This window comes from Pseudomonas sp. UF-293, from assembly GCF_058245595.1.
This window is the reverse complement of the sequence record NZ_JBSICA010000001.1, coordinates 476,477-492,155: the sequence shown is the minus strand read 5'-3', so window position 1 is coordinate 492,155 and position 15,679 is coordinate 476,477. Positions and strand designations below refer to the sequence as shown.

The 15,679-nt window shown below is 60.3% G+C and carries 14 protein-coding genes; 2 read left to right on the top strand and 12 right to left on the bottom strand.

Annotated elements, in window-relative coordinates:
- Nucleotides 1-76: 76 nt before the first annotated feature.
- From AC4IHP_RS02290 to AC4IHP_RS02260, 7 genes are all read right to left on the bottom strand, one after another.
- Nucleotides 77-967: an ABC transporter permease subunit gene (locus AC4IHP_RS02290; protein WP_490830776.1), complete on the bottom strand. Its 891-nt coding sequence runs from the start codon at nt 965-967 to the stop codon at nt 77-79.
- The gene (locus AC4IHP_RS02285; protein WP_177327003.1) at nt 964-1,845 is read right to left on the bottom strand and encodes an ABC transporter permease subunit; all 882 of its coding nucleotides are present in this window, start codon (nt 1,843-1,845) and stop codon (nt 964-966) included. The genes AC4IHP_RS02290 and AC4IHP_RS02285 overlap by 4 nt, the downstream gene beginning before the upstream one ends.
- Nucleotides 1,846-1,880: 35 nt before the next feature.
- Entirely contained in the window at nt 1,881-3,023 is a 1,143-nt protein-coding gene (locus AC4IHP_RS02280; protein WP_016772662.1) for an ABC transporter ATP-binding protein, read from the bottom strand.
- Between the two features lie 63 nt (nt 3,024-3,086).
- Complete coding sequence (locus AC4IHP_RS02275) at nt 3,087-4,184, bottom strand: polyamine ABC transporter substrate-binding protein (RefSeq protein WP_038860901.1); 1,098 nt, start codon at nt 4,182-4,184, stop codon at nt 3,087-3,089.
- A 186-nt stretch (nt 4,185-4,370) separates the two neighbouring features.
- Nucleotides 4,371-5,483: a polyamine ABC transporter substrate-binding protein gene (locus AC4IHP_RS02270; protein WP_039757472.1), complete on the bottom strand. Its 1,113-nt coding sequence runs from the start codon at nt 5,481-5,483 to the stop codon at nt 4,371-4,373.
- 171 nt (nt 5,484-5,654) lie between these two features.
- On the bottom strand, nt 5,655-7,019 hold the full coding sequence (locus AC4IHP_RS02265; protein WP_039757470.1) for an aspartate aminotransferase family protein: 1,365 nt from the start codon (nt 7,017-7,019) through the stop codon (nt 5,655-5,657).
- 56 nt (nt 7,020-7,075) lie between these two features.
- Nucleotides 7,076-8,434 (bottom strand): glutamine synthetase family protein, encoded by a 1,359-nt coding sequence (locus AC4IHP_RS02260; RefSeq protein WP_042607058.1) that lies wholly within the window; start codon nt 8,432-8,434, stop codon nt 7,076-7,078.
- Nucleotides 8,435-9,162: 728 nt separating this feature from the next.
- Between AC4IHP_RS02260 and AC4IHP_RS02255 the strand changes: the two genes are divergently transcribed.
- Together AC4IHP_RS02255 and AC4IHP_RS02250 are read left to right on the top strand one after the other, a co-directional pair.
- Nucleotides 9,163-10,539 carry a glutamine synthetase family protein gene (locus AC4IHP_RS02255; protein WP_016772657.1) on the top strand — a complete coding sequence of 459 codons (1,377 nt, stop codon included), beginning with the start codon at nt 9,163-9,165 and terminating at the stop codon, nt 10,537-10,539.
- Nucleotides 10,540-10,767: 228 nt separating this feature from the next.
- Nucleotides 10,768-11,394, top strand: coding sequence for a TetR/AcrR family transcriptional regulator (locus tag AC4IHP_RS02250; RefSeq protein WP_341638132.1), 627 nt, complete (start codon nt 10,768-10,770; stop codon nt 11,392-11,394).
- A gap of 133 nt (nt 11,395-11,527) precedes the next feature.
- Here the strand turns inward: AC4IHP_RS02250 and AC4IHP_RS02245 are convergent, their stop codons facing one another.
- The 5 genes from AC4IHP_RS02245 to AC4IHP_RS02225 form a co-directional block, all read right to left on the bottom strand.
- Nucleotides 11,528-11,743: a TOBE domain-containing protein gene (locus AC4IHP_RS02245; RefSeq protein ID WP_003229256.1), complete on the bottom strand. Its 216-nt coding sequence runs from the start codon at nt 11,741-11,743 to the stop codon at nt 11,528-11,530.
- A gap of 106 nt (nt 11,744-11,849) precedes the next feature.
- On the bottom strand, nt 11,850-12,656 hold the full coding sequence (ssuB, locus tag AC4IHP_RS02240) for an aliphatic sulfonates ABC transporter ATP-binding protein (RefSeq protein ID WP_490830775.1): 807 nt from the start codon (nt 12,654-12,656) through the stop codon (nt 11,850-11,852).
- On the bottom strand, nt 12,653-13,435 hold the full coding sequence (gene ssuC / locus AC4IHP_RS02235) for an aliphatic sulfonate ABC transporter permease SsuC (protein WP_206414495.1): 783 nt from the start codon (nt 13,433-13,435) through the stop codon (nt 12,653-12,655). Before ssuC ends, ssuB begins: the two co-directional genes overlap by 4 nt.
- A gap of 9 nt (nt 13,436-13,444) precedes the next feature.
- Nucleotides 13,445-14,593 carry an FMNH2-dependent alkanesulfonate monooxygenase gene (ssuD, locus tag AC4IHP_RS02230; RefSeq protein ID WP_016772653.1) on the bottom strand — a complete coding sequence of 383 codons (1,149 nt, stop codon included), beginning with the start codon at nt 14,591-14,593 and terminating at the stop codon, nt 13,445-13,447.
- Between the two features lie 25 nt (nt 14,594-14,618).
- On the bottom strand, nt 14,619-15,593 hold the full coding sequence (locus AC4IHP_RS02225) for a sulfonate ABC transporter substrate-binding protein (protein WP_490830774.1): 975 nt from the start codon (nt 15,591-15,593) through the stop codon (nt 14,619-14,621).
- Between the last annotated feature and the right edge of the window lie 86 nt (nt 15,594-15,679).

The window sequence follows — 15,679 nt, the reverse complement described above, 5'->3', positions numbered from 1 at the left end:
ACTCCGTCTTCGCGAGCAGGCTCGCTCCCACATTTTAACCAGGTTGGCCTCGAGGTTGAGGCCATCCCGAGATTGCTTAAGCCGATTGTGGCGCAGGCGCGCGGCGCGCATCCGGTTGCTTCCACGAATCGGCGGCGCTTTCTTCGATGGCTTGCTGGATGGCTTTCTTGCGGGCTTCTTCGGCGCGACGGCTGAAGAACCAGACGAGGAGGGTGACCAGCGACACCGCCAGCAGAATCAGGCTGGCCACAGCGTTGATCTCCGGCTTCACACCAAGGCGCACCGCCGAGAACACTTCCATCGGCAGGGTCGTCGAACCCGGGCCGGAGACGAAGCTCGCCAGCACCAGGTCATCCAGCGACAGCGCGAACGACATCATCCCGCCCGCCGCCAGCGATGGTGCGATCATCGGGATGGTGATCAGGAAGAACACCTTCCACGGCCGCGCACCCAAGTCCATCGCCGCCTCTTCGATCGACAGGTCCAGCTCACGCAAACGCGCCGACACCACCACCGCCACATACGCCGCGCAGAACGTGGTGTGGGCGATCCAGATGGTGACGATGCCGCGCTCCTGCGGCCAGCCGATCATCTGTGCCATGGCCACGAACAGCAGCAACAGCGACAGACCGGTGATCACTTCCGGCATCACCAGTGGCGCAGTCACCAGGCCGCCGAACAGCGTGCGCCCCTTGAAGTGGGTGATACGCGTCAGCACGAACGCCGCCAGCGTACCCAGCGCAACTGCAGCAACCGCGGTGTAGCAGGCAATTTCCAGCGAGCGCAGCACCGAGCCCATCAGCTGCGAGTTGTCGAGCAGGCCAACGTACCACTTGATCGACCAGCCACCCCACACCGTCACCAGTTTCGAGGCGTTGAACGAGTAGATCACCAGGATCAGCATCGGCAGATAGATGAAGATCAGACCCAATACCAGCATCAGGCTGGAGAAACGGAAGCGCTTCATTCTTTACCCTCCATTTCCTTGGCCTGACTGCGGTTGAACAGGATGATCGGCACAATCAGGATCGCCAGCATCACCACCGCCAGCGCGGACGCCACCGGCCAGTCGCGGTTGTTGAAGAATTCTTGCCAGAGCACCTTACCGATCATCAGGGTTTCCGGGCCGCCAAGCAGTTCCGGAATCACGAACTCGCCGACCACCGGAATGAACACCAGCATGCAGCCGGCAATGATCCCGTTCTTGGACAGCGGAATGGTGATTTTCCAGAAGCTGTTGAAGGTGCTCGAACCCAGATCCGACGCGGCTTCGAGCAGACTCTGATCGTGTTTGACCAGGTTGGCGTACAGCGGCAGGATCATGAACGGCAGGTATGAATAGACAATCCCGATGTACACCGCCAGGTTGGTATTGAGAATCTGCAGCGGCTCGTCGATCAGGCCCATGCTCATCAGGAAGCCGTTGAGCAGGCCATTGTTGCTGAGAATGCCCATCCACGCGTAGACGCGGATCAGGATCGCGGTCCAGGTCGGCATCATGATCAGCAGCACCAGCACCGTTTGCAGCTCTTTGCGCGCGCTGGCGATGGCATAGGCCATCGGGTAACCGATCAGCAGACAGAGCACGGTGCTGATAAAGGCCATTTTCAGCGAGCCGAGATAGGCGGCGATGTACAGCTCGTCGTCGCCGAGCAACGCGTAGTTGCCCAGGTTCAACAGCAGTTGCAGCTTCTGCTCGGCGTAGGTGTAGATCTCGGTGTACGGCGGGATCGCCACGTCGGCTTCGGCGAAGCTGATCTTCAGAACGATGAAGAACGGCAGCATGAAGAACAGGAACAGCCAGATGAACGGCACCCCGATGACCAGCTGCCGGCCATTGGGGATGATTCGGTTGATACGGCGTTTGAATTTGCGCATGTTCATGAGCGAAGTACCACGCCGCTGTCATCTTCCCACCACACGTAGACCTGATCGCCCCAGGTCGGACGCGCGCCGCGACGTTCGGCGTTGGCGACGAACGACTGCACCAGTTTGCCGCTCGGCAATTCGACGTAGAACACCGAGTGCCCGCCCAGATAAGCGATGTCGTGGACCTTGCCGCTCGACCAGTTGTATTCGCAGGTCGGCATGTCGGCGGTGACCAGCAGCTTCTCTGGACGAATCGCGTAGGTGACCGACTTGTCCTGCACCGAGGTGCTGATGCCGTGGCCGACGTAGATCTGCCGGTCGAGGTCCTTGCAGGTGATGGTCGCGTGGCCTTCGGCGTCGTCGATCACTTCGCCTTCGAAGATGTTGACGTTGCCGATGAATTCACAGACCAGACGGCTGGTCGGGGTTTCGTAGATGTCGATCGGGCTGCCGATCTGCGCGATCCAACCGAGGTGCATGATCGCGATGCGCTCGGCCATGGTCATGGCCTCTTCCTGGTCGTGGGTCACCATCACGCAGGTCACACCGACGCGCTCGATGATCTCCACCAGTTCCAGCTGCATCTGCGAGCGCAGTTTCTTGTCCAGTGCGCCCATCGGTTCGTCGAGCAGCAACAGCTTCGGCCGCTTGGCCAGCGAACGGGCCAGGGCCACGCGCTGACGCTGACCGCCGGACAGTTGATGCGGCTTGCGCTTGGCATACTGGCTCATCTGCACCAGCTTGAGCATCTCGGCCACGCGGGCGTCGATTTCTGCCTTGGGGATCTTGTCCTGTTGCAGGCCGAAGGCGATGTTCTGCGCCACGGTCATGTGCGGGAACAAGGCGTAGGACTGAAACATCATGTTGATCGGACGGTCGTACGGCGGCATGTCGGTGATGTCGACGCCGTCGAGGAAAATCCGCCCTTCCGTGGGCCGTTCGAAGCCTGCGAGCATCCGTAGCAAGGTGGATTTGCCCGATCCCGAACCGCCGAGCAGAGCGAAAATCTCGCCCTTCTTGATTTCCAGGGACACGTCGTCCACGGCAATCGTCTCGTCGAACTTCTTCGTGACCCGGTCGATTTTGACCAGCACCTGTTTCGGTGTCTGGTCGCCCTCGAGGGCTTTCTTGTAGGCGCCGGAGGCAACTGCCATTTACGAAACTCCCAACAGAAGCAGCAGTTCGCCCCGCAAGACGAACCCTGGATAGTTTGTGCGTTATTTGCCCGACTTGACCTTGGTCCAGCTACGGGTCATCAAACGCTGAATATTGGCTGGCAACTCGGTCGACACGTAGGTCTTGTCGAGGACTGCTTGCGGTGGGTAAACCGCTTCATCGGTGCGAATGGATTGTTCCATCAGCTTGTCCGAACCCGGGTTGGGGTTGGCGTAACCGACGTAATCACTGACCTGAGCGATCACCTCAGGTTTCAGCAAATAGTTGATGAAGGCGTGGGCCTCTTTGACGTTGGACGAATCCTTGGGGATCGCCAGCATGTCGAACCACAGCGCGCCGCCCTCTTTCGGGATCGAATAGGCGATGTTGACGCCCTTCTTGGCTTCCTCGGCACGGTTCTTCGCCTGGAAGATGTCGCCAGAGAAACCGATGGCCACGCAGATGTCGCCGTTGGCCAGATCACCGATGTACTTCGAGGAATGGAAATAGGTCACGTAAGGACGCACCGCGAGGAGCTTGGCGGTGGCCTTTTCGTAGTCCTTGGTGTTGGTGCTGTTGGCGTTCAGGCCCAGGTAATTGAGCATGGTCGGCATCATTTCATCAGCCGAATCGAGGAACGCAACGCCGCAGCTGTGCAGCTTCTTGATGTTTTCCGGCTCGAACAGCACGGCCCAGGAATCGATCTTGTCGATGCCCAGCACGGCCTTGACCTTATCGACGTTGTAGCCGATGCCGTTGGTGCCCCACAGATACGGCACGGCGTAGAGGTTGCCGGGATCGTTCTGCTCCAGGCGCTTGAGCAGCACCGGGTCGAGGTTGGAATAATTCGGCAACTGCGCCTTGTCGAGCTTCTGGAACGCGCCCGCCTTGATCTGCTTGCCAAGGAAGTGGTTCGACGGCACGACCACGTCGTAACCGGTACGCCCGGCGAGCAGCTTGCCTTCCAGGGTTTCGTTGGAGTCGAAAACGTCGTAGACCGGTTTGATCCCGGTCTCTTTCTCGAAGTCGGCCAGGGTCGATTCGCCGATGTAATCGGACCAGTTATAAATATGCACCGTACCGGCGGCCTGGGCTCCGACAGCGATTGTCAGGCCGGCAGCGGCCAGCAGGGCTTTGCGCAAAGAAGAAAATACAGGCAAGTGGAGGTCCTCTAAATTGATTGGGCCCAAGTTGCCCCGCGCTGCATGACAGCCATGGCTGCCCGACAACAAAACCGGCGCGCAACTTACCCTCGAAAAACCGATCCAGCAAAACTTTCTGTCATTTAATTATCCGCTGGCCGCCGTCGCGACGACGACGGCCAGTGGTTGTGGCGACAAACCGGCTTATTTGCCCGATTTGATCTTGGTCCAGCTGCGGGTGATCAGACGCAACGTTGCGGCGTCCAGATCGCTGATTGCATAGAGCTGCTTCTTCACTTCAGCCGAAGGGTAGATGCTCGGGTCGCTGGTGATGTCCTTGTCCACCAGAGGCGTTGCCGCCTTGTTGCCGTTCGGGAAACGCACGGCGTTGGTGATGCCGGCCATCACTTGCGGCTCCAGCAGGTAGTTCATGAACTTGTAGGCGGCTTCGACGTTTTCGGCATCCTTGGGAATGGCGACCATGTCGTAGAAAGTACCGGCGCCTTCTTTTGGAATGGTGTAGGCCAGTTTGACCTTGTCACCGGCTTCCTGAGCGCGGGTCTTGGATTGCTCTAGGTCACCCGAGTAACCGACGGCGACGCAGATGTTGCCGTTGGCCAGGTCGGAGATGTACTTGGACGAGTGGAAGTAGGCGACCGAAGGACGGATCTTCAGGAACAGGTCTTCGGCGGCTTTCAGATCAGCCTTGTCCTTGCTGTTGGTCGGCTTGCCCAGATAGTGCAATGCCGCCGGAATCATTTCGGTCGGTGCATCGAGGAAGCTCACGCCGCAGCTTTTGAGTTTCTCGATGTTTTCCGGCTTGAACACCACGTCCCACGAATCGATCTTGTCGATACCCAGCGCAGCCTTGACCTTGGCCGGGTTGTAGCCGATGCCGATCGAGCCCCACATGTACGGGAAGGCGTGTTTGTTGCCCTGGTCGCTGGCATCGCCAACGGCCTTGAGCAGGTCTTCGTCGAGGTTTTTCCAGTTCGGCAGCTTGGACTTGTCCAGCTCCTGGTAAACGCCGGCCTTGATCTGCTTGGCGAGGAAATTGTTGGAAGGCACCACGATGTCGTAACCGGACTTGCCGGCGAGCAGCTTGGCTTCCAGGGTTTCGTTACTGTCGAAGACGTCGTAGACAACTTTGATCCCGGTGGCTTTCTCGAAGTTGGCCACGGTGTCCGGCGCGATGTAGTCGGACCAGTTGTAGACGTGCAGTACCTTGTCGTCCGCGTGCACCGCACCCGCCATCATGCCCGCCATGGACAGCGCGAGCAGAGTCTTGCCAGCTAGCTTTTTACCTAATGCCTTCATGCGTCATGCTCCAAATTTTTCTTTTTTGAACCACTTTGTTCAGCGGCCGAACCCGGACAACTGGAACCGCGGCTAGTCTGGCAAGATCCGAGGCGGTCTTTCAACAAAAGACCAGCCTTTCTGACAGCTTTGAGCGAGTGCGCCGCAGCTCCCCCGCTCAAAGCCTAGCACCTAGGCCTGCAGCACACCGAGGGTCAGGTCCAGACACTTGCGTGCCTTTGTAACCAGCTCATCGATCTCGGCTTTGCTGATCACCAGCGGCGGCGCAATGATCATGGTGTCGCCCACCGCGCGCATGATCAGGCCATTGTCGAAGCAGAACTGCCGGCAGATCATGCCCACGCCCTTGCCTTCGTAACGCTTGCGCGTGGCCTTGTCCTGCACCAGCTCGATCGCCCCCAGCAGACCGACGCCGCGAACTTCACCCACCAACGGGTGATCGTTCAGCTCGCGCAGACGTTTCTGCAAATACGGTGCCGTTTCGTTGTGGGCGTTCTCGATAATTTTTTCGTCGCGCAGGATGCGGATGTTTTCCAGACCCACCGCTGCGGCCACCGGGTGCCCGGAGTAAGTGAAGCCGTGGTTGAAATCGCCGCCTTCATTGAGCACGGCCACCACCGAATCACGCACGATCAACCCGCCCATCGGGATGTAGCCGGAGGTCAGGCCTTTGGCGATGGTCATCATGTGCGGCTTGAGGTCGTAGAAATCGCTACCGAACCACTCACCGGTACGGCCGAAACCGCAGATCACTTCATCGGCAACGAAGAGGATGTCGTACTTGGCGAGGATTTCCTTGATGCGCGGCCAGTAAGTGTCGGGCGGAATGATCACGCCGCCGGCACCCTGGATCGGCTCGGCAATAAAGGCACCGACGTTGTCGACGCCGACTTCGAGAATCTTTTCTTCGAGCTGATTGGCCGCCCAGATGCCGAACTCTTCCGGCGACATGTCACCGCCTTCGGCGAACCAGTACGGCTGCGCGATGTGGACGATGCCCGGGATCGGCAGGTCGCCCTGCTCATGCATATAAGTCATACCGCCGAGGCTGGCACCAGCCACGGTGGAACCGTGATAACCATTCTTGCGACTGATGATGACTTTCTTGTTCGGCTGGCCCTTGATCGCCCAGTAGTGACGAACCATGCGCAGCATGGTGTCGTTGCCTTCGGAGCCGGAGCCGGTGAAGAACACGTGATTCATGCCTTCTGGCGCAACATCGGCAATCGATTTGGCCAATTCCAGCGCCGGCGGGTGGGCGGTCTGGAAGAACAGGTTGTAGTACGGCAGCTCGCGCATCTGTTTGGCGGCGGCATCGGCCAGTTCATCGCGACCGTAACCGATCGCCACGCACCACAGGCCGGCCATGCCGTCGAGGATCTTGTTGCCTTCGCTGTCCCACAGATAAACGCCCTTGGCGTTGGTGATGATCCGCGGGCCCTTCTCTTTCAGCTGTTTGAAGTCGCTGAACGGGGCCAGGTGGTGATCGCTGCTCAGCGCTTGCCACTCACGGGTTTGCGGGTTGTTGCTGGTCATGCCAATTCTCCTTGTTATCGGTGAAGGCGCGACGGCTGGCCGCCGCGCCCGGCGTATCAGACGGCGAAAAGCAGGTACTCACGCTCCCACGAACTGATCACGCGCTTGAAGTTTTCATGCTCGGCCCGCTTGACCGCGACGTAGCCGGTGATGAAGGTCTTGCCGAGGTATTTCTCGACCGTCTTGCTGTTCTCCATGCGCTCCAGCGCATCTTCGATGGTCAGCGGCAGGCGCAGGTTGCGGCGCTCGTAACCACGGCCGACCACAGGCGCGCTCGGGTTCAGGCCCTCGACCATGCCGATGTAACCGCAGAGCAGGCTCGCGGCAATCGCCAGGTACGGGTTGGCGTCGGCGCCCGGCAGACGGTTTTCCACGCGGCGGTTCTGCGGCCCGGCATCCGGTACGCGCAGGCCGACGGTACGGTTCTCTTCGCCCCACTCGACGTTCACCGGTGCCGAAGTGTCCGGAAGGAAGCGGCGGAACGAGTTGACGTTCGGCGCGAACAGCGGCAACAGCTCGGGGATCAGTTTCTGCAAACCACCGATGTGGTGCAGGAACAGTTGGCTCATGGTCCCGTCTTCGTTGGAGAAGACGTTCTTGCCGGTCTGAATGTCGATGATGCTCTGGTGCAGGTGCATGGCGCTGCCCGGCTCGCCGGTCATTGGCTTGGCCATGAATGTCGCGGCCACGTCGTGCTTGAGCGCGGCTTCACGCATGGTGCGCTTGAACACCAGAATCTGATCGGCCAGCGACAGGGCGTCACCGTGACGGAAGTTGATTTCCATCTGCGCCGTGCCGTCCTCGTGGATCAGCGTATCGAGGTCCAGCTCCTGCAGTTCGCACCAGTCGTAGACGTCTTCGAACAGCGGGTCGAATTCGTTGGCCGCTTCAATGGAGAACGACTGCCGACCGATTTCCGGACGGCCCGAGCGGCCGATCGGCGGCTGCAACGGATAGTCTGGGTCGTCGCTGCGCTTGGTCAGGTAGAACTCCATTTCCGGCGCCACGATCGGCTGCCAGCCCTTGTCGGCATACAGTTTCAAGACCTTCTTGAGGACGTTGCGCGGCGACAGCTCGATCGGGTTGCCTTGCTTGTCGTAGGTGTCGTGGATCACCTGCGCGGTCGGCTCGATGGCCCACGGCACCAGGTACACAGCGTTCTGATCGGGACGGCAGATCATGTCGATGTCGGCCGGGTCGAGCAGTTCGTAATAGATGTCGTCTTCGACGTAGTCGCCGGTCACGGTCTGCAGCAGCACGCTCTCCGGCAGACGCATGCCTTTCTCGGCGATGAACTTGTTGGTCGGCGAGATCTTGCCCCGGGTGATGCCGGTCAAGTCCGCGATCATGCATTCGACTTCTGTGATCTTGCGGTCTTTCAACCAATCGGTGAGCTGGTCGAGGTTGTTACTCATAAATGCCTCTGGGCTGGGTCTCCTGACGCGATGTCAGGCAATTTTGACGCTTGCGGCGTCGCGTTAAAGGGGGCTTGCTCGCGCAGTGCCGGCTTACGCCTGGCACCGCGCATAGACAATGAAAGAGGAGCTTACCTGCCCTTGACGCTGGCGTTGCATTTCCCGTGCACTTTGCAAACGTGCAGAATCAAAAGCACGGCGCCAAGTGCGGCACGGGCTTTGAGAGGGAAAGAGTTCTATAGTGGAAGGAGACGCCATAAAGCGGATGCTGTGCCCGACGTCCAGAATATCGGACGCTGCCGTTTTGTCGGATGTTGACGAGAGTCTCGCCGACAGGCTGCGCGCCTTGCTGGCTGCGCTACGGACGGATTGATCGCCACTGATGTGATGAGCATGCAGACCGGACTGTTGCGAGCAGTCGGTGATGCCGATTAACGGCAGGCGAGACATGAAGCACCCCGGTATTATTGCTGTTATGGGTTTGACCGGAGCTTAGCCTTGTTCATTTTTTTACACAACACCCCCGTAAAAAATACAACACGGCCTGCTCAAGCCCGCAGCTGAGCAACGTTCAAGGTTTGAAAAAGTGCCCCAAAGTGCCCCATAAATGCCCTTCAAGCGCTTTTTCGGGGCAAAAAAGGCCTCGCTTGACTTCGGCAGGCCGTTCGGGTTGACTGAAACCAGAAAAGATCAATGATTGATATTTTTAACAACAAAGGTGTTGCATCATGTCGGTACCCCCGCGTGCCGTTCAGCTTAACGAAGCGAACGCGTTCCTTAAGGAACATCCTGAGGTTCTGTACGTTGACCTTCTGATTGCGGATATGAATGGTGTGGTGCGCGGCAAGCGCATTGAACGCACCAGCCTCCACAAGGTTTACGAGAAAGGCATCAACCTGCCGGCCTCTCTATTTGCTCTGGATATCAACGGCTCCACGGTGGAAAGCACCGGTCTGGGCCTGGACATCGGCGACGCCGATCGCATCTGCTATCCGATCCCCGATACCCTGTGCAACGAGCCCTGGCAGAAGCGCCCGACCGCGCAGCTGTTGATGACCATGCACGAACTCGAAGGCGATCCGTTCTTCGCCGATCCCCGTGAAGTGCTGCGTCAGGTGGTGACCAAGTTCGATGAGCTCGGCCTGACCATCTGCGCCGCCTTCGAACTCGAGTTCTACCTGATCGACCAGGAAAACGTGAACGGCCGTCCACAGCCGCCACGCTCGCCGATCTCCGGCAAACGCCCGCACTCGACGCAGGTCTACCTGATCGACGACCTCGACGAATACGTCGACTGCCTCCAGGACATTCTGGAAGGCGCCAAGGAACAAGGCATCCCGGCCGATGCGATCGTCAAGGAAAGTGCCCCGGCGCAGTTCGAAGTGAACCTGCACCACGTCGCCGACCCGATCAAGGCCTGCGACTACGCGGTCCTGCTCAAGCGTCTGATCAAGAACATCGCCTACGACCATGAAATGGACACCACCTTCATGGCCAAGCCGTATCCGGGCCAGGCGGGCAATGGTCTGCATGTACACATTTCGATTCTGGACAAAGCCGGCAAAAACATTTTTGCCAGCGAGGATCCCGAGCAGAACGCCGCGCTGCGTCACGCGATCGGCGGTGTGCTCGAGACCCTGCCGGCGCAGATGGCTTTCCTCTGCCCGAACGTCAACTCGTATCGTCGCTTCGGCGCGCAGTTCTATGTACCGAACTCGCCGTGCTGGGGCCTGGACAACCGCACCGTGGCGATTCGCGTACCGACCGGCTCTGCCGATGCCGTGCGTATCGAGCACCGCGTGGCCGGCGCAGACGCCAACCCGTACCTGCTGATGGCTTCGGTACTGGCCGGCGTGCACCACGGTCTGGTCAACAAGATCGAACCGGGCGCGCCTGTCGAAGGCAACAGCTACGAGCAGAACGAGCAGAGCCTGCCGAACAACTTGCGCGATGCCCTGCGCGAGCTGGACGACAGCGAGGTGATGGCCAAGTACATCGATCCGAAGTACATCGATATCTTCGTCGCCTGCAAGGAAAGCGAGCTGGAGGAGTTCGAACACTCCATCTCCGACCTTGAGTACAACTGGTATCTGCATACCGTTTAAATGGTTTGCAGCTTCAAAAAAACGCCGTTGGCTGATTCAGCCAGCGGCGTTTTTTTATAGCCGCCTGCGGCGGTTCGCGAGCAGGCTCGCTCCCACAATTGATCTCCAGTGAACGATGACTTTATGTACGCAGCGGATCCTGTGGGAGCGAGCCTGCTCGCGAAGGCGGCCGGGCAGACAACACAGATGCCTGCTCGTACAATGCCCGCTGCCCCGCAGGAGACTTCCATGACGCGTCCCGCCACCGTTCGCAAACCCCGTGCCCGCAGCCAGGCGCGGATCGATTCGATACTCGACGCCGCGCGCACCCTGCTGGCGGCCGAGGGCGTGGCCAGTCTGTCGATCTACAGCGTCGCCGAGCGCGCGCAGATTCCGCCCTCCTCCGTGTATCACTTCTTCGCCAGCGTCCCGGCACTGCTCGAAGCCCTGACCGCCGATGTCCACGCAGCCTTCCGCGCCTGCCTGCAAGCGCCGATCGATCACGATGCTTTGCGCGACTGGCGTGATCTGTCGCGACTGGTCGAACAGCGCATGCTGGAGATCTACGACGAAGACGCAGCCGCGCGGCAATTGATCCTGGCGCAACACGGCCTGACCGAAGTCACCCAGGCTGACCGCCAGCACGATCTGGAACTGGGCGACCTGATGCACAAGCTGTTCGACCAGCATTTCGAGTTGCCGAGGCTGCCGGACGATGTTGATGTGTTTGCCCTGGCGATGGAACTGGGCGACCGGGTTTATGCCCGTTCGGTGCAGCAGCACGGGCAGATCACCCCGCGCATGGCCGAAGAAGGGATGCGGGTGTTTGATGCCTATATCAGCCTCTACCTACCGCCGTATTTACCTAAACGCTAAAAGATCGCAGCCTTCGGCAGCTCACATGGGAACGCGTTCCAAAGTAGGAGCTGCCGAAGGCTGCGATCTTTTGATCTTCAAAAAGAAACCCCGCAGGGCTCACACCCTCCGGGGTTGTTTTTTGCTCGCCGGTTCACAACTTGGCGATCGATACCTCGGTGGACTTCACAAAGGCGATCACCTCACTGCCGACCACCAGCTCCAGCTCTTTGACCGAGCGGGTAGTGATCACCGAAGTGACGATGCCCGAAGCAGTCTGCACGTCGATTTCCGACAGCACGTCGCCGAGAACGATTTCCTTGATCGAGCCTTTGAACTGGTTGCGCACGTTGATGGCTTTGATAGTCATAGCATTTCTCCTGGGATCGAAATGAGCGGCAAGCGCCAAGCCATAAGCTGCAAGTAAAAGCACCAGGCTTGTTCTTGCGGCTTGTAGCTTGAAGCTTGCAGCTGCTTCATTGCGCCCAACGCAATTGCGTAGGCAGGGGTGAAACGGGTTCCGGCGCCGGCGGCTCGCCGGGCAGGGACAAAACACGGTTGAGCACTTCGGTTTCCAGCGCGGCGAGGCGGTGCGAGCCACGCACCCTGGGGCGCGGCAGGTCGATGTGCAGGTCGAGGCCGACTTCGCCGTCCTCGATCAGAATCACCCGATCGGCAATCGCCACCGCTTCACTGACGTCATGGGTCACCAGCAGCACGGTAAAACCGTGTTGCTGCCAGAGCCGTTCGATCAGTTGCTGCATCTCGATGCGGGTCAGGGCATCCAGTGCGCCGAGCGGTTCGTCGAGCAGCAGCAGACGCGGCTGATGGATCAGCGCCCGGGCCAGTGCGACGCGCTGCTTCTGGCCACCGGACAATGCCGCCGGCCAGTCATTGGCGCGATCGGCCAGGCCGACTGCGTCCAATGCATCCAGCGCTTGCTGGCGCCAGTTGCCCTTGAGGCCGAGGCCAACGTTGTCGATGATCCTTTTCCACGGCAGCAGCCGCGCTTCCTGGAACATCAGCCGCGTATCGTCGCGCGCCTGGCTGAGCGGCGCGGAGCCGGCGAGCAGGTCGCCGCCAGTCGGTTGATCGAGGCCGGCGAGCAAGCGCAAGAACGTGCTCTTGCCACACCCGCTGCGCCCGACCACGGCAACGAATTGGCCCGCCGGAATGTGCAGATCGATGTCGCGCAACACTTGGCGTGAGCCAAAGGTTTTCTGCAGATTGCGCACCGCCAGTGGAATGCCGCGCAACAGGCGTGGAGGTTGTTGAGCGGTCATGCCGCACCTCCTTTGGCAACCTGATAGGCCGGGTGCCAGCGCAGCCACACACGTTCAAGCCCACGGGCGGCAAGGTCGGCGAGTTTACCCAGCACCGCATAAAGCAGGATCGCCAGCACCACCACGTCGGTCTGCAGAAACTCGCGGGCGTTCATCGCCAGATAGCCGATGCCGGAACTGGCCGAAATCGTTTCGGCAACGATCAGCGTCAGCCACATGAAGCCCAGGGCGAAGCGCACGCCGACCAGAATCGACGGCAGTGCGCCCGGCAGAATCACCTGCCGGAACAGGCTGAAACCGCTCAGGCCATAACTGCGCGCCATCTCCACCAGCGCCGGGTCGACGTTGCGGATGCCGTGATACGTGTTCAGGTAAATCGGGAACAAGGTGCCCAGCGCCACGAGGAAAATCTTCGCCGACTCGTCGATGCCGAACCACAGGATCACCAGCGGAATCAGCGCCAGATGCGGTACGTTGCGGATCATCTGCACCGAGCTGTCGAGCAGGCGCTCGCCCCATTTCGACAGGCCGGTGATAAAGCCCAGCACCAGGCCGATGCTACCGCCGATAGTGAAACCAAGGGCCGCGCGCCAGCCGCTGATCGCCAGGTGCGTCCAGATCTCGCCGCTGCGTACCAGACTGACGCCGGCCTCGATCACCGCCACCGGTGCCGGCAGAATCCGTGTCGACAACCAGCCCGCCGACACCGACAACTGCCACACCGCCAGCAGCAACACCGGCAACGCCCAGGGCGCGAGGCTGTGGATAAATTTCTTCATGGCCGCGCCTCAGCTCTGCGACGCGGCTTTGGGCAGGATGTCGTTGGCGACCATCTCGCCGAACGGGCTGACGTACCCAGCGCTCTTCGGCAGTTCCGGGCGCTCGACGTCGAGGTGCGGAAACAGCAGCTCGGCCACCCGATACGACTCTTCGAGGTGTGGATAACCGGAGAAGATGAACGTGTCGATGCCAAGATCAGCGTATTCCTTGACCCGCGCCGCCACGGTCGGGCCATCGCCGACCAGTGCGGTCCCGGCACCGCCGCGCACCAGCCCGACGCCGGCCCAGAGGTTCGGGCTGACTTCGAGGTTGTCGCGGCTGCCGCCGTGCAGCGCGGCCATGCGTTGCTGACCGACCGAATCGAAGCGCGCCAGCGAAGCCTGGGCACGCTGGATGGTGTCGTCGTCCAGATGCGAGATCAGCCGATCCGCCGCTTGCCAGGCTTCAGCGTTGGTTTCACGCACGATCACATGCAGACGAATACCGAAGCGCACAGTGCGGCCGAGCTTCGCGGCTTTGGCACGCACTTGTGCGATCTTCTCGGCCACCGCGGCCGGCGGCTCGCCCCAGGTCAGGACCATCTCCACTTGTTCGGCGGCCAGATCCTGCGCCGCTTCCGAGGAACCACCGAAATACAGCGGCGGACGCGGTTGCTGGATCGGCGGATACAGCAGCTTCGCGCCTTTCACACTGATGTGCTCACCGTCGTAATCGACGGTTTCGCCTTCCAGCACGCGGCGCCAGATGCGGGTGAATTCCACCGAAGCCTGATAGCGCTCTTCGTGGTTGAGGAACAGACCGTCACCGGCCAGTTCTTCCGGATCACCACCGGTGACCAGATTGAACAGCGCCCGCCCGCCGGACAAACGATCCAGGGTCGCTGCCTGCCGCGCCGCGACCGTCGGGGAGATGATCCCGGGGCGCAGGGCGACCAGAAACTTCAGGCGCTGGGTCACTGGAATCAGCGAGGCCGCCACCAGCCATGAGTCTTCGCAGGAACGCCCGGTCGGAATCAACACACCGCCGAAGCCCAGACGATCCGCCGCTTGCGCGACCTGTTGCAAATAACCGTGATCAACCGCGCGGGCGCCTTCGGCAGTGCCAAGGTAATGGCCGTCGCCGTGGGTAGGCAGGAACCAGAAGATATTGAGGCTCATGGAGTGGTCTCCTTGTGGATTCGAATTACTGGGCTTGGGAGCTTTGGGCCACAGCGGCCGGCGGGGTCCAGATCACATCCTTGATGCTCAACGGCTTGGGAATCAGCTTGAGCTGGAAGAACGTGTCGGCGATTTTCTGTTGCGCGGCGACTACTTCCGGGGTCAGGAACAGCGCGCCGTAGCCCTGGCGTTTCACCGAGGTCAGGGTGATGTCCGCCGGCAGGCCAAGCAGTGGCGCGACCTGTTGCGTCACGTCTTCAGGATTGGCTTTCGACCATTCACCAACCGCCCGCACTTCTTCGACGAGGGTCTTGATCACCTCGGGATTTTTCTGCGCGTAAGGTTTGGTCGCGAGGTAGAACTGGTGGTTGTCGACGATGCCTTTGCCGTCACGCAGGGTGTGCGCTTGCAGTTGTTTCTCGGCAGCGGCCTGGTACGGATCCCAGATGACCCAGGCGTCGACACTGCCACGCTCGAACGCAGCGCGGGCATCGGCCGGCGGCAGGAATACGGTTTGAATGTCGCTGTACTTGAGGCCGGCGTCTGCCAGTGCACGCACCAGCAGGTAGTGCACGTTGGAGCCCTTGTTCAGGGCGACTTTCTTGCCCTTGAGATCGGCCACCGATTTGATCGGCGAGTCTTTCGGAACGAGGATCGCCTCACTGTTCGGCGCTGGCGGTTCGTAGGCGACGTAGAGCAGATCAGCGCCGGCGGCCTGGGCGAAAACCGGTGGGGTTTCGCCGGTCACGCCGAAGTCGATCGAACCGACGTTGAGGCCTTCGAGCAACTGCGGGCCGCCCGGAAACTCGGTCCATTGCACGTCGACGCCTTGCGCGGCGAGGCGTTTTTCCAGAGTGCCTTTGGCTTTGAGCAGCACCAGCGTGCCGTACTTCTGATAACCGATCCGCAATGTCTCGGCTTGAGCTTGGGTGATGGCGCCGAAGGTGACAGCCGCAGCAAACAGAGCGACCAGACCACGACGCAAAAATACAGTGCGCATAGCGCTCTCCTTTTTGCTGTTGGGTTGTGGCTGCACCTGCTTGCCCGTTGGCGGGCGAGTAAGGCCAGTACTTCAAATTTCGATCA

Bases quoted from the DNA above. Each gene is read 5' to 3' on its own strand.
- AC4IHP_RS02290 (WP_490830776.1), bottom strand. From the start codon at position 967: ATGAAGCGCTTCCGTTTCTCCAGCCTGATGCTGGTATTGGGTCTGATC.
- AC4IHP_RS02280 (WP_016772662.1), bottom strand. From the start codon at position 3,023: ATGGCAGTTGCCTCCGGCGCCTACAAGAAAGCCCTCGAGGGCGACCAG.
- AC4IHP_RS02270 (WP_039757472.1), bottom strand. From the start codon at position 5,483: ATGAAGGCATTAGGTAAAAAGCTAGCTGGCAAGACTCTGCTCGCGCTG.
- AC4IHP_RS02265 (WP_039757470.1), bottom strand. From the start codon at position 7,019: ATGACCAGCAACAACCCGCAAACCCGTGAGTGGCAAGCGCTGAGCAGC.
- AC4IHP_RS02260 (WP_042607058.1), bottom strand. From the start codon at position 8,434: ATGAGTAACAACCTCGACCAGCTCACCGATTGGTTGAAAGACCGCAAG.
- AC4IHP_RS02255 (WP_016772657.1), top strand. From the start codon at position 9,163: ATGTCGGTACCCCCGCGTGCCGTTCAGCTTAACGAAGCGAACGCGTTC.
- AC4IHP_RS02250 (WP_341638132.1), top strand. From the start codon at position 10,768: ATGACGCGTCCCGCCACCGTTCGCAAACCCCGTGCCCGCAGCCAGGCG.
- AC4IHP_RS02245 (WP_003229256.1), bottom strand. From the start codon at position 11,743: ATGACTATCAAAGCCATCAACGTGCGCAACCAGTTCAAAGGCTCGATC.
- ssuB (WP_490830775.1), bottom strand. From the start codon at position 12,656: ATGACCGCTCAACAACCTCCACGCCTGTTGCGCGGCATTCCACTGGCG.
- ssuC (WP_206414495.1), bottom strand. From the start codon at position 13,435: ATGAAGAAATTTATCCACAGCCTCGCGCCCTGGGCGTTGCCGGTGTTG.
- ssuD (WP_016772653.1), bottom strand. From the start codon at position 14,593: ATGAGCCTCAATATCTTCTGGTTCCTGCCTACCCACGGCGACGGCCAT.
- AC4IHP_RS02225 (WP_490830774.1), bottom strand. From the start codon at position 15,593: ATGCGCACTGTATTTTTGCGTCGTGGTCTGGTCGCTCTGTTTGCTGCG.